Raw genomic sequence first — 13,310 nt, forward strand, 5'->3', positions numbered from 1 at the left:
GTGAAAAGAGGGAGCGAATAGTACGCAACACAGCAATAAAACCTGGGGTGCTGGAGCTTGCCATAAAGTTACTAAAAGGGAAAGGATGGTCTCCGGAACAAATTTCAGGACATCTGAAAAAAGAGGGAAAACGCATATCTAAGGAACGTATCTATCAGGAAATCAGAAGAAAGCCTGAGCTTTCAAAATATTGTCATCACCATATGAAATACAGGCGTCACCAGGCTAAGCCATATAAGACAGCAGGAAAAAGCATGATTCCTGACAGGGTATCCATCCATGAAAGACCGGCAGAAGCCAATGGAAAAAGATTTGGAGACTGGGAGATGGATTTAGTTATTGGAGTAGAGCAAAAAAGTGCAGTTCTTACAATAATTGAACGAAGTAAGAATATGTTTCTACAAACAAAACTTCCATCCAAGAAACCTGAGGATGTAGAGAAAGCCGTAGTAAGACTTCTGCTCCCTTTCAAAAAACATGTGTATACTATCACAACAGATAATGGAATTGAATTTCGTAATCACAAGGCTATATGTAAAGCGCTGGATTGTACTGTGTATTTTGCAGATCCATATTGTTCGGGACAAAAAGGGGCAATTGAAAATATGAATAAAATACTTCGGGAATATTTCCCTAAAGGTACAGATTTCAGACAGGTGTCTCAAGCGGAACTGAACAAAGTACAATATCAAATTAATGATAGACCGCGCAAAAAATTAGGGTTTTCAACCCCAAAAATCGAGTTTTATAAAAGTATTTGCTAATTTTGCACTTGCCACTTGACTCTACACAACATGCAAAATGAACTAAATAATTTGCTTATTATAAAAAAAGCACTAATTTTGCATCCGCAATTCGGGATGTAGCTCAGCCCGGTTAGAGTACGCGTCTGGGGGGCGCGTGGTCGCTGGTTCGAATCCAGTCATCCCGACTAAGAATAAAGCATTGATAATCTGATGATTATTGATGCTTTTATTGTTTTATATAGTCAACCGATCTTTCAGGGCTCACCCGATTTTTAGTGAATATAACAAGTAAGAGCATAAAAAAAAGAGAAGTCATAAAGACTTCTCTATAATTTAGTTGCGGAGGCCTGACTCGAACAGACGACCTTTGGGTTATGAGCCCAACGAGCTACCAACTGCTCCACTCCGCGATGTTAATTTTATTTTTTTTAGTTGCGGAGGCCTGACTCGAACAGACGACCTTTGGGTTATGAGCCCAACGAGCTACCAACTGCTCCACTCCGCGATGTTATTTCCTGTTTGCGAGTGCAAAGGTACTACTTTATATTATAAAATCCAAATGATTAAGCAACTAAATTGTATAACTAAGGTTAAATCAGGTAAAGAACATCTAATATAATGACAGAAAAGAGATAAAAGAATCAATCTTTTATCTCTTCAAACTCTATATACTCTCCTTCATTGTCGTCAAATACTTTCTTTTTGACATTTGATGTTTTCTTATGGGATGCAGTAAAATCAGTTTTATTTTCCTCAAAGCCAAAGTTTTTTTCTTTGTTTTTGCCACTTTTTCCTACATTCAACACCGTTCTCACTATTTTATATACAATAGTGAAACCTATAATCAATACAAAGATTATTATAAAAAATATTATTCCTAAAATATGAAACATAGCTATCGTTTTTATTGATTATGATACAATAACCGTGCCACAATTACAATATCACGCTTTCTTATAAGTAATGGCAGACAATATGATATACCATATAATCACTGCAGGAAGTCCGCTCAAGCCACAAAGGCCAAGCAGAATAACGCTTACTGCAAGAAATATATACTGGATTTTATTACTTTTCCATGACAGGCTTTTGAATTTCAGAGAGAACATTGGCAACTCTGAAACTAAAAGAAGCGACATGAATATTACCAACAATAATAAATATAAAGCATTAAACGAATGTATCAGATTGCTATCCTCAATTATCCATATAGCAAATGAACTCCAAAAAAGAGCATTTGCAGGTGTGGGCATTCCTATAAACGATCTCGTCTGACGTTCATCCAAATTAAATTTAGCCAGGCGCAAAGCTGAAAATACAGAGATTATAAACGCAAAGTATGGAACATATTCAGAAATTCCGGCCATAAAAGATGGCATATATACTTCCTTGAATAAAGAAAAGACAATGGCAGACGGTGCAAGTCCAAAAGTTATATTGTCCGCAAGAGAATCCAATTCTTTACCTATTGGCGAAGACACTTTAAGAAGTCGTGCTGTCATACCATCAAAAAAATCGAAAACAGCCCCAAGAACTATAAACAACATAGCCAATCTGTATTCGTTTTGGAATGCCATATAAGATGCTACACACCCGCAAAACAGATTACAGCTTGTAATACTGTTAGGTATATTCCTAGTTATGATATTTGACATAGACTCCTATTATTTAAGTTTTGCAATAACTGTTTCGTTACCAGTTGTCTTCTGATTCATTTCAACACATACTTCTGTACCCAAAGGAAGATAGACATCCACTCTAGAACCAAATTTAATGAATCCCATGTGTTCGTCAATATAACAATCTTCACCAGGAGTAGCGTAAGTTACAATTCTCCTTGCCACCGCACCGGCTATCTGACGTGCCATTACAGTCTCACCTTCAGGCGTTTCAATTATGATTGTAGAACGTTCATTCTCTGTACTTGCCTTCGGAAGCCATGCTTTTATGAATCTTCCGTTATGGTGTTGCACATGCTTTACCACGCCATCCACCGGATACCAGTTAGCATGCACATTTGTTATATCCATAAATATCGAAATCATCAATCTTCTGTCATGAAAATACTCATGTTCCTCCACTTCTTCTATCACCACTATTCTTCCGTCAGCAGGGGCAACAACTATTTTCTCTGTTTCCCCTTTGAATAATCTTATAGGGCATCGGAAAAAATTAACCATTAGAAGATATAAAACCAAACTTATGACAGCCAATATGTAAAACGGAATCTTATTTTCTATGAAATAATAGAAAGCAATATTTACAGCCAATAGAACTATTGCGCTTGTGATAAGTATATTTGTTCCCTCATGATGTATGCGGATTTTCTTCAGCTTCTTTATTCTGTTCATGATGATATGATAAAAGTAATAAAATAGGTATTTTTAACACGCAAAAATAAGCCTATTTTAATTACCCTGCAAGTAAAACACGAGAAAAAACGTTTTGCAACAAATTTGCAAAAGCTTTGCAAACCTTTAATCAGATAAAATGTAGTGTAAAAAAAAATCCCGGATTCACCAAACAGCTCATCCGGGAATATAAACTAATGTTATTATCTTTCTATTTTTAAATTGAGAGTTCGTTTAATACATTCACAAGCTCACGGTCAATAGGCTTGTCATTTTTTATTGCCTTAGCAAACGGTACATAAACGATTTTGTCGTTTTCTATACCTATCATGACGTTTCTCTGGCCTTCCATCAACGCCTGAATACTTGCAACTCCCATTCGGCTGGCAATAATTCTATCGTGAGCAGTAGGACGTCCTCCACGCTGCAAGTGTCCCAAAATAGTTACACGTACATCATACTGAGGATATTCGTTTTTCACACGTTCAGCATAATGCATTGCACCACCGGTAATTTCACTTTCTGCAACCAACACAATAGAGCTGCTCTTGGATTTACGGAAACCGTTCTTGATAAACTCTTCAAGCTGGTCAACTTCTGTATTAAATTCCGGAATAATGGCAGCTTCAGCACCCGCAGCTATGGCTCCGTTCAATGCAAGGAATCCGGCGTCACGTCCCATAACCTCTACAAAGAACAGACGTTCGTGAGATGTTGCGGTATCTCTGATTTTGTCAACCGCATCAAGAATTGTATTCAAAGCCGTATCATAGCCAATAGTGGTATCTGTTCCATAAAGGTCGTTATCTATAGTACCAGGAAGTCCTATACATGGCACATCAAACTCTTCCGCCAACAATCTGGCTCCAGTCAGCGAACCGTCACCACCAATTACTATCAAGGCATCTATTCCTTCGCGAACCATAGTTTCATGTGCGACCTGACGTCCTTCCGGAGTTTTGAACTCCATACATCTTGCAGTCTTCAGGATTGTACCTCCCAGCTGTATGATATTACTTACATTTTGAGTTTTGAACTCCTGTATTTCACCGGTTATAAGGCCTTTATATCCTCTATAGATACCTTTAACCTTCAATCCATTATATATCGCAGAACGGGTTACGGCACGAATTGCCGCATTCATACCCGGAGCATCTCCTCCTGAAGTGAGGATACCAACACATTTAATACTTGCCATATTGTTGAATATTATTAGTTTGTTTCAATGCTGCAAATTTACAAATTCCGTCATTAAGTTGTATTAAATAGATATGTATTTTAAGTTAACATGAATTGTAAATTCTTTAACATGATTCCAATATTACATTCTTACATTTATCCATAAGCCATTTAGGAGTTGAAGTAGCTCCACATATTCCTATAGACTTTGCATTCCTGAACCACTCCATGTCAATATCTTCCGGTTTATCAACCTGATATGTCCTGTTGTTTATTTCCTTACATTCGTGAAACAATATTTTTCCATTCGAACTTTTCTGTCCACACACAAAGAGGATTACATCATGCGAAGCTGCGAATTTTCTGATATTAGGCATTCTGTTTGCCACCTGTCTGCATATAGTATCAAAATACTGAAACGTAGCAGATTTCGAGATATTCTGTTCTATATATGAAACAATATTTCTGAACTCATCCAGAGACTTGGTCGTCTGTGAATACAGTCTCACATCCCTACTTAAGTCAATCTTATCAACCTCCTCTATTTTTTCAATAACTATAGCCTCGCCATTTGTCTGCCCAACCAGCCCAAGTACCTCCGCATGTCCATTCTTACCATATATCACTATCTGCTTTTCTCTTTCCGGTTCTTTACTGATATATTCCTGCTTAATTCTTTTTTGAAGCCTAAGTACCACAGGACAGGTAGCATCAATGATTTCTATATTATTTTCTGCGGCTATCCTATAAGTCTCCGGAGGTTCACCATGCGCACGTAGCAACACTTTCACGTTTTTAAGTTTTGCATACTCCTCATGGTTAATAGTTATAAGCCCCAGCTTCTTCAAACGTTCGCATTCTTGACCATTATGTACTATATCTCCCAGACAATATAGAGGAGTTCCTTTTGCCAACTCTTCCTCAGCCTTTTTTATAGCAGTGGTCACACCGAAACAAAACCCTGATTCACTATCAATTTCTATATTATACATTAGCCGCTTTTTGGTATTCATTAATTAACCATGCTTTCTGTTCTTCTACTGTCATATTGCTATTATCCAATACAATAGCATCATCAGCCTTTCTCAAAGGACTCACAGCTCTAGTCAGGTCTATCCTGTCCCTCTCTTCTACATTTTTGAGAATTTCATCAAATGATACTTCCTGACCTTTTGCCATCAGTTCATCATATCTTCTTTTTGCCCTGATTTCAGCTGAAGCTGTGACAAATATCTTTAACTCCGCATCAGGAAAAACCACCGTACCTATATCGCGTCCGTCCATGACAATACCCTTGCTTTTACCCATTTCCTGCTGCAATTTCACCAGAGTTTCCCTCACGAATCCCAACGCCGCTACAAGACTAACCCTGGACGAGACATCCATAGTCCTTATCTTAGACTCGACGTTTACACCATTCAGAAATGTTTCCGGTTTCAAAGTCTCATTATTAAGACAGAACGATACAGATATATCATTTATATGCTTTTCCAGTTCCCCGGAATTCACACTTCCATCAGAGTTAAAAAGCGAATTCTCGAGACAATACAGGGTTACTGCCCTATACATTGCGCCACTGTCTATATATATATATCCGATTTCCTTTGCCAGATCCTTGGCCATCGTGCTTTTACCACAAGAAGAGAAACCGTCTATCGCTATTGTTATTTTTCTCATAAAACATCTATATTATATAATGTGTATTCTTTTCCGTTCGGAAATCAAAGATATGGAAAAGTTTTTACTGTTTTATCCTCATTTGCAGAAATATTTCCGTTTTAATCTATTTTTATCTTTTTGATGTTGCTTTTTAAAATAAATATACTACATTTGCACACAGAGAATTATTAACAATTTATCAAATCATTTATGGAAGTTAAAAAATCGCCCAAAGCAGACCTCGAGGGTAAGAAATCCACGTGGATGCTGATTGGTTACGTGCTGATATTGGCAGCAGTGTTTGTGGCTTTCGAATGGACAGAACGCGACAAGCAGGTGACTACCGATACTGGTGTCGTTGAACCGATTTTTGAGGAGGAAATGATTCCTATCACAGAAGAACCGGAGCAAAAGCAAGCACCTCCTCCATCAGAAGCTCCGAAAGTAGAAGAAGTAATTCAGATTGCAGAGAACGATGCGGATGTAGAGGAAACTACTATCAAATCTAGTGAAGATGACAATACAGCCGTAGAAATCAAGTACATCGAGCCTGTAGTTGAAGAAGAAGAACCTGTAGAAGAAGAAATCTTCATGGTTGTAGAACAGATGCCTGAATTCCCTGGTGGTATGGCAGAATTGATGAAATTCCTCAGCAAGAACATCAAGTATCCTACAATCGCACAGGAAAACGGTATTCAGGGACGTGTAATCGTTCAGTTTGTCGTTAATCAGGACGGTTCTATCGTTGACCCTGTAGTTATGCGCTCTGTCGATCCATATCTTGACAAGGAAGCTCTTCGAGTTATCAGCACCATGCCAAAATGGAAACCAGGTATGCAGCGTGGTAAAGCTGTACGTGTAAAATACACAGTGCCTGTAACATTCAGATTGCAGTAATAACTTTATAACATTAAAAAGGCTGTCCGCAAAAGGGCAGCCTTTTTGTTTTTAGCCCAAAGACAAAAAACTATGAAGCAGTACGAAGACAAAGAACTATTAGAAAAAATCCAAAAGTATATCGGAGAATTGTCATACACTCACGAGCCGGAAAATCTATACAAGCCTATAGAATATGTGCTTGGCTTAGGAGGTAAACGTATTCGTCCGGTTTTGATGTTAATGGCCTACAACCTATACAAGGATGACGTTGAAAAAATCTATCAACAAGCTGCGGCACTGGAAACATACCATAATTTTACACTGTTACACGATGACCTCATGGACAAAGCCGACATGAGAAGAAACAGACCAACCGTACATAAAAAATGGGATGAAAATACCGCAATTCTTTCCGGTGATGCCATGCTCATACTTTCGTTCAAAATGATGATGGAATCATGTCCTGCCGAATACATATCAGAAGTCACATCCACTTTCAGTAAAGCAGCTCTTGAAGTATGCGACGGACAACAGTGGGATATGGATTTCGAAAAAAGACTAGATGTGACAGTTGACGAATACATGAACATGATTTGCCTGAAAACTTCCGTTCTGCTTGCAGCTTCACTTAAAATAGGCGCGATATTAGGCGGAGCTTCTGTTGAAGATGCAAATCTGCTTTACGATTTCGGTATTAAAATGGGACTTGCTTTCCAGTTACAGGACGACTATCTTGACGTTTATGCAGATTCATCAGTTTTCGGTAAAAACATCGGAGGAGACATCTGTTCCAACAAAAAGACATTCATGCTTATAACAGCTCTTGAAAAATCATCAGGCAAAGATAAAGAAGAACTTATGAAATGGATAAACGCTGATACATTTATCCCTGAAGAAAAGATCAGAGCCGTTACGAAAATTTACGACAATACCGGTCTGCCAGAAATATGTATGGACAAAATCAATACTCTATATGCCGAAGGACTTGCAGTACTTGAAAAAGTATCGGTAGAAGCATCATTGAAAGACAATCTGAAAAGCTTCACAAAACAATTAATGAAAAGAGTATTATGATTGGATTGATTGATACCCATACACACCTTTTTTGCGAGGAATTCGACAACGACAGGGAACTGGCTATTATAAGGGCGAAGGAAGCAGGTGTAACAAGAATGTTTATGCCCAATATTGACGATGAGAGCATAGATGCGCTACTCAAACTTTGCGACAAAACATCAGGTTGCTATCCTCTTATGGGGTTGCATCCCACTTCGGTTGCTGACGACTGGAAAATCAGACTTGAAAAAGTAGAAAAAGTCCTGATTTCAGGAAGAAAATTCTACGGTATTGGAGAAGTCGGTTTGGATCTTTATTGGGACAAGACATACGTAGAAGAACAAAAAGAAGTATTCAGAATACAATTGGAGTGGGCCCTTAAGTTCAATTTACCTCTGATTATACATTGCAGGAATGCTCACAAAGAGATGTTGGAAGTAATGTCTCAATACAAGGATACCCCATTACGAGGAATATTCCATAGCTTTGGCGGAACACTGGAAGAGGCAAACGATATGTTGTCCTACAAGAATTTCATGCTGGGAATAAACGGTATTGTAACATTCAAGAAAAGTACCCTTCCGGAAACACTAAAGCAACTGCCAATAGATAGAATAGTACTTGAAACAGATTCGCCATACCTTGCACCAGTACCATACAGAGGAAAAAGAAACGAAAGTGCATACATCACATCAATAGCAAACAAACTTGCCGAAATTTTTAATACATCAATAGACGATATTGCACGCCATACAACAAGAAATGCACTAAAAGTGTTCCAAAATGCCGACTAAAGTCTTTAAATAATATTAATTTTATGCGTTATCGCAAACTTTTTCGTCTTTTAGGCTATGTAAGAAAAAAAAAAAGAATACATTTGTGACTGAAAAAGGACAAATGAGTACCGATTACGGATATAATTAAATATGTAAGAAGGGAAAAATAGGTGCTGAGGAGAGGTGCTCGAGTGGTTGAAGAGGCACGCCTGGAAAGCGTGTATACGCCAAAAGCGTATCACGGGTTCGAATCCCGTTCTCTCCGCGATAGTCAAAGAGAAAAAATAACAACTAAGAATAAACAATAAACTATTAATTAATTAATCTTAAAAAATTAGACACACAATGAAAAAGTTATTTGCAATTCTTGCAGTAATGGGAGTTCTCTCATTCGGAATGACTCAGTCTGTTATCGCACAGGACGCTCCTGCGGCAACTGAAACAGTAGTAGTTGAAGAAGGTGGTATGCACAAAGAACTTAAGACTAAGTTCATCGAAGGTGACGCTGGTTTCATGTCTTTGGTTGCTATCGCATTGGTACTTGGTTTGGCTTTCTGTATCGAACGTATCATTTACTTGAGCCTTGCTGAAGTTGACACTAAGAAATTGATGGCAAAACTTGAAGAAGCTTTGGAAAAAGGTGATGTAGAAGGTGCAAAAACTATCTGCCGTAACACTCGCGGACCTGTTGCCTCTATCTGCTATCAGGGATTGATGAGAGTTGACGAAGGTTTGGATGTTGTTGAACGTTCTGTAGTTTCTTACGGTGGTGTTCAGGCTGGTTACCTTGAAAAAGGATGCTCTTGGATTACATTGTTTATCGCGATGGCTCCGTCACTCGGATTCTTGGGTACTGTGATTGGTATGGTCATGGCGTTCGACCAAATCCAGATGGCAGGTGATATTTCTCCGACAGTCGTAGCAGGTGGTATGAAAGTGGCCTTGATTACTACTATCTTCGGTCTTATCGTAGCTTTGATTCTTCAAACTTTCTACAACTACATCTTGTCTAAGATTGAAGCTATCACAAGCCAGATGGAAGACTCTTCAATCACTTTGCTTGATATGATTATGAAGTACAACTTGAAATACAAAAAATAATAAGAACGATGACTAAATTATCATATAAAGTATCATACTACGTGTTTTATGCATGTATTGCCGTAATCTTGGTAGTACTAGGCATGTTCTACGGAGTAGGATACAGCGAAACAAACGCAGCAGGTTTGACAGAACCTGCCAATACTCCGGCTTTGATGTATTTAATGTACGGATTGTTTGCATTATGCGTGGCTGTGACTATCATAGCAGCGGTTATCCAATTCGGTGCCGCACTAAAGGATGACCCAAAAGCTGCATTGAAATCATTCTTGGGATTTATTCTTTTGGTAGTTCTACTGATCGTAACTTATAATATGGGTTCTGACGAAACCGTAGTTTTAGGTGGTGGCGTAACCTATGACAATAAGTTCTTGATTAAGGTTACTGATATGTTCTTGTATTCAACCTATGTACTGCTCGTAATAGCAGCAATAGGTACTTTGCTGAATTTATTAGGCGTATTCAAGAAAAGATAAAGTTTTAATTTTATTGTAAGATAAAAAGATATGGCAAAAACAAAAAGAAAAGTGCCAGGAATCAATGCAAGTTCCACGGCCGATATTTCTTTTATGTTGCTTATTTTCTTCCTTATAACGACATCAATGGACACCGACCGTGGTTTGGCAAGGCGTCTGCCCCCACCACCGGAAAGTGAAGAACAAAAAAATGACATTATCATTAAGGAAAGAAACATTCTCCAGGTTAAAATTAACAAAGATGACAATTTGATGGTTAACGGAGAAATTGGTTTTGACATAAGACAACTTAAAGACAAAGCAAAAGAATTCATTGCCAATCCGAATGATGACCCTAATATGCCGGAAAAGCATAGAAAGAATCTACCATTCTTTGGCGATGTTATGATAACTGAAAAGCATGTAATTTCTGTACAGAACGACGTTGGTACAAGCTATGATGTTTATATCCAGGTTCAGAACGAATTGGTAGCTGCTTATAATGAATTGCGTAACGAATTAGCGATGTCACAATTCGGCAAATCATTTGCAGACTGTTCAGAAGAACAAAAAGAAGCTATCATAGATTACTATCCACAGAAGATATCTGAAGCAGAACCTAAAAAATATGGAGGAAAATAATAATGGGAAAGTTTAATAAAACAGGTAAGCGAGAAATGCCGGAGTTGAATACTTCGTCTCTGCCTGACCTTATTTTTACCATTTTGTTCTTCTTCATGATTGTGACTACTCTTCGTGAGGTTACATTAAAGGTTCAATTTAGGGTTCCACAGGCAACAGAATTGGAAAAGCTTGAAAAGAAGTCATTGGTTTCCTTCATCTACATAGGCAAACCGTTACCTGAGTTCCAAAAGAAAATGGGTACTACAGACCGTATCCAGCTGAACGATAAATTCGCTGAATCAAACGAAGTTCAGGATTATATCTATCAGGAACGTGAAAACATGAAAGAAGAGGACAAACCTTTCATGACAGTATCACTGAAGGTTGATGCAAAGACAAAGATGGGTATTGTACAGGAGGTTAAACAAGCACTTCGTCAAGCATACGCTTTGAAAATTAACTATTCTGCAACACAACGTCAGTAATAGTATTAAAGATAAAAAAAGAGTTACTCAATCGAGTAACTCTTTTTTTTATACCTATAAGTTTATACCAAATAAACATTCTTATATATTTCGGATGTTATAGTGTCGAACATCCCATCAATTGAATCTGTTCCGGAAAACATGATGTACATTGGAATAGGACTACCTGATTTCCTATACGGCGGCTGCATGTATGGCTTTTCACAAAGAGTAAAACCGTTTCTTTCATAAAAACCAATACGACGCTTACTTAACTCATCTTCGGGAAGCTCAACTTCAAGAACTATTTTGGAATCAGGAAAATTATTCAATAATGCCTGCATAATCATCTTTCCATATCCTTTGTTTCTAACACTGGGCGAAGTGGCAAGATGTTCTACATAAAGGAACCCTGACAGCTTCCATAATGTAATAAGACCTATATTTTCAGCATCATCAGTAATCAGATATGCAGTAAACAAAGGATTATTGTCTGTATTATACCTCTGCATATCATCATCTCTTCTTTCTTCTTCCGGAAATGATTCATGCAATAAATTTTCTACAAAAGCATACGACACATCAGTTGTCTTAACTGGATTAAATTTAATCATAATGAATATATTAATTGATTATTTTTCTGTATAAAAATCTATTAACCGTTGTAGTGCTCTTTGGCAGACTGGGCAAAAGGCTTTTGCTTCATTTGTCCGCATCCTGCAGTCAGGAACAGGTCTGTAAATACCCTTCATACTATATCCAGCTCCCTCATAAACTCCCAAGGCTTCAGTTGAACTATAATTATCTTTTGTAATCTTGGTTGGAGAAGCAAATCCCTTGGGCAACATATCACTCCATTTACTTTCAAAATCAACCAATGTAGTAATATTCTGTTCCCACGGTTCAACATCATACGGATAAAGCGGACTCGGTGCATCTGTATAAGCATATTCATCAGCCAAACCTCCAAAGCTGTGCCCGAACTCATGTACCACCACAGGTTCGAACTTTGAATGATGCGCAGTGGTGAGTGTAAACGAATTATATATTCCTCCCCCACCGTAAGTATCAGTATTTGCAAGAATTATTATATGCTCGTATGGTATACCGGCAAGCAAATCATGAATATCATTAACACTGCTCGAAGTAAGATACCTGTCTGAATAAAACGTATCGAAATGCGAGCTTACAGCTGTCGATTTCCAGACGTTTTCCCTTGGAATACTAACTCCACTGTCTGCTGATTCGCTGGCAACTGCTACGACATTAAAATGCTTCATATTCTCTTTAAAAGGAGAATGGCTGAAAATTGCGTCACAAGCCTTTTGTGCATCACTGTAGAATGTTTGCATCTCATCTTTAGTATATCCCTCGGCCATTATCACCACATCAATACACTTTTCCGAAGAGCCGTTATTCAGCAAATATTTATGATCAGTCACATTCTTTGCACCAATCTTCTTAATCAAAATATCATCAGGCCGAACAGTATGTGTAAACGAAGCCGAAACCTCATGTCGTGCATTAAACAGCTCAACTGTTACCAAAGCTTCTTTCTTCGGGAAAGGCATCAGGAATGTATTTTCATATCCCTTACTTAAAGTCTCAGCTTCATTTTCGCCCAGCCATTCCTGAAACAGACTGGAGAAAGAAGTCCTGTAAATAACAACTCCTGTAGCTTTATCAACCATAGTCAACTGTCCGTTGCCTGATAATGGCAGTTTGTCCAAATTACTTCTTCTGCCAGCCCACCCATCCATAGACTTAAGTTCGTCAAGGACAACTGACTGATTTTTTTTATTTCCTGTGAACAAATAGTCAGCCCTAAGTGTTTTATCAGCAAAGAACTCTTCAAAACTTTGGCAATATCCGGAGGTGCACACAGAAAATCCTAAAAAAAGAGATAAAAAAGTTTTTGTCATAATAATTTAAAACTGTTTTTATTTATAATATATAAAAAAATAAAGAATCTGTCACAAAGATAATTAAATATAAAACAAATATAAGAAAATGCTTACAT

At 37.8% G+C, this 13,310-nt stretch carries 16 protein-coding genes and 4 tRNA genes; 10 read left to right on the forward strand and 10 right to left on the reverse strand.

The window, feature by feature from the left end:
- Together I6E24_RS12605 and I6E24_RS12610 are read left to right on the forward strand one after the other, a co-directional pair.
- Positions 1-764, forward strand: a 764-nt coding sequence (locus I6E24_RS12605) for an IS30 family transposase (protein ID WP_235328893.1), incomplete at its 5' end; no start/stop codon positions are given.
- Between the two features lie 92 nt (positions 765-856).
- Positions 857-931: transfer RNA gene (locus I6E24_RS12610), tRNA-Pro, on the forward strand.
- 152 nt (positions 932-1,083) lie between these two features.
- Here the strand turns inward: I6E24_RS12610 and I6E24_RS12615 are convergent.
- The 8 genes from I6E24_RS12615 to cmk all read right to left on the reverse strand — a co-directional run bounded on the left by I6E24_RS12615 (position 1,084) and on the right by cmk (position 5,953).
- A tRNA-Met gene (locus I6E24_RS12615) sits at positions 1,084-1,156 on the reverse strand.
- A gap of 22 nt (positions 1,157-1,178) precedes the next feature.
- Positions 1,179-1,251, reverse strand: a tRNA-Met gene (locus tag I6E24_RS12620).
- Positions 1,252-1,387: 136 nt separating this feature from the next.
- Complete coding sequence (locus I6E24_RS12625; protein ID WP_235328894.1) at positions 1,388-1,639, reverse strand: DUF4834 family protein; 252 nt, start codon at positions 1,637-1,639, stop codon at positions 1,388-1,390.
- Between the two features lie 51 nt (positions 1,640-1,690).
- Positions 1,691-2,401: a CDP-diacylglycerol--serine O-phosphatidyltransferase gene (gene pssA / locus I6E24_RS12630; RefSeq protein WP_235328896.1), complete on the reverse strand. Its 711-nt coding sequence runs from the start codon at positions 2,399-2,401 to the stop codon at positions 1,691-1,693.
- A gap of 9 nt (positions 2,402-2,410) precedes the next feature.
- Complete coding sequence (locus tag I6E24_RS12635) at positions 2,411-3,097, reverse strand: phosphatidylserine decarboxylase family protein (RefSeq protein ID WP_235328897.1); 687 nt, start codon at positions 3,095-3,097, stop codon at positions 2,411-2,413.
- Between the two features lie 217 nt (positions 3,098-3,314).
- Complete coding sequence (gene pfkA / locus I6E24_RS12640) at positions 3,315-4,295, reverse strand: 6-phosphofructokinase (RefSeq protein WP_235328899.1); 981 nt, start codon at positions 4,293-4,295, stop codon at positions 3,315-3,317.
- A gap of 106 nt (positions 4,296-4,401) precedes the next feature.
- Complete coding sequence (locus I6E24_RS12645) at positions 4,402-5,268, reverse strand: 4-hydroxy-3-methylbut-2-enyl diphosphate reductase (protein ID WP_235328900.1); 867 nt, start codon at positions 5,266-5,268, stop codon at positions 4,402-4,404.
- Positions 5,261-5,953 carry a (d)CMP kinase gene (cmk, locus tag I6E24_RS12650; protein ID WP_235328901.1) on the reverse strand — a complete coding sequence of 231 codons (693 nt, stop codon included), beginning with the start codon at positions 5,951-5,953 and terminating at the stop codon, positions 5,261-5,263. The genes I6E24_RS12645 and cmk overlap by 8 nt, the downstream gene beginning before the upstream one ends.
- A 192-nt stretch (positions 5,954-6,145) precedes the next feature.
- On the opposite strand from cmk, the gene I6E24_RS12655 reads away from it, so the two are divergent.
- The 8 genes from I6E24_RS12655 to I6E24_RS12690 all read left to right on the forward strand — a co-directional run bounded on the left by I6E24_RS12655 (position 6,146) and on the right by I6E24_RS12690 (position 11,311).
- The gene (locus I6E24_RS12655; protein ID WP_235328902.1) at positions 6,146-6,832 is read left to right on the forward strand and encodes an energy transducer TonB; all 687 of its coding nucleotides are present in this window, start codon (positions 6,146-6,148) and stop codon (positions 6,830-6,832) included.
- A gap of 72 nt (positions 6,833-6,904) precedes the next feature.
- Positions 6,905-7,888 carry a polyprenyl synthetase family protein gene (locus I6E24_RS12660; RefSeq protein WP_235328903.1) on the forward strand — a complete coding sequence of 328 codons (984 nt, stop codon included), beginning with the start codon at positions 6,905-6,907 and terminating at the stop codon, positions 7,886-7,888.
- Positions 7,885-8,664: a TatD family hydrolase gene (locus I6E24_RS12665; RefSeq protein ID WP_235328904.1), complete on the forward strand. Its 780-nt coding sequence runs from the start codon at positions 7,885-7,887 to the stop codon at positions 8,662-8,664. The genes I6E24_RS12660 and I6E24_RS12665 overlap by 4 nt, the downstream gene beginning before the upstream one ends.
- Positions 8,665-8,823: 159 nt before the next feature.
- Positions 8,824-8,911: transfer RNA gene (locus tag I6E24_RS12670), tRNA-Ser, on the forward strand.
- 80 nt (positions 8,912-8,991) lie between these two features.
- Positions 8,992-9,747 carry a MotA/TolQ/ExbB proton channel family protein gene (locus I6E24_RS12675; RefSeq protein ID WP_154043203.1) on the forward strand — a complete coding sequence of 252 codons (756 nt, stop codon included), beginning with the start codon at positions 8,992-8,994 and terminating at the stop codon, positions 9,745-9,747.
- Positions 9,748-9,755: 8 nt separating this feature from the next.
- Entirely contained in the window at positions 9,756-10,223 is a 468-nt protein-coding gene (locus I6E24_RS12680; protein WP_154043202.1) for a hypothetical protein, read from the forward strand.
- A gap of 30 nt (positions 10,224-10,253) precedes the next feature.
- On the forward strand, positions 10,254-10,844 hold the full coding sequence (locus tag I6E24_RS12685) for an ExbD/TolR family protein (RefSeq protein WP_204404375.1): 591 nt from the start codon (positions 10,254-10,256) through the stop codon (positions 10,842-10,844).
- Between the two features lie 2 nt (positions 10,845-10,846).
- Complete coding sequence (locus tag I6E24_RS12690) at positions 10,847-11,311, forward strand: ExbD/TolR family protein (RefSeq protein WP_204404373.1); 465 nt, start codon at positions 10,847-10,849, stop codon at positions 11,309-11,311.
- Between the two features lie 62 nt (positions 11,312-11,373).
- On the opposite strand, the gene I6E24_RS12695 is transcribed toward I6E24_RS12690, so the two are convergent.
- A complete protein-coding gene (locus I6E24_RS12695; RefSeq protein WP_235328905.1) occupies positions 11,374-11,904 on the reverse strand; it encodes a GNAT family N-acetyltransferase in 531 nt (176 codons plus the stop codon).
- Positions 11,905-11,922: 18 nt separating this feature from the next.
- The gene (locus I6E24_RS12700; protein ID WP_235328906.1) at positions 11,923-13,212 is read right to left on the reverse strand and encodes a M64 family metallopeptidase; all 1,290 of its coding nucleotides are present in this window, start codon (positions 13,210-13,212) and stop codon (positions 11,923-11,925) included.
- Positions 13,213-13,310 lie beyond the last annotated feature (98 nt).

Origin of the sequence: Bacteroides caecigallinarum, from assembly GCF_021530995.1 — a bacterium.
GTDB lineage: Bacteria > Bacteroidota > Bacteroidia > Bacteroidales > Bacteroidaceae > Phocaeicola > Phocaeicola faecigallinarum.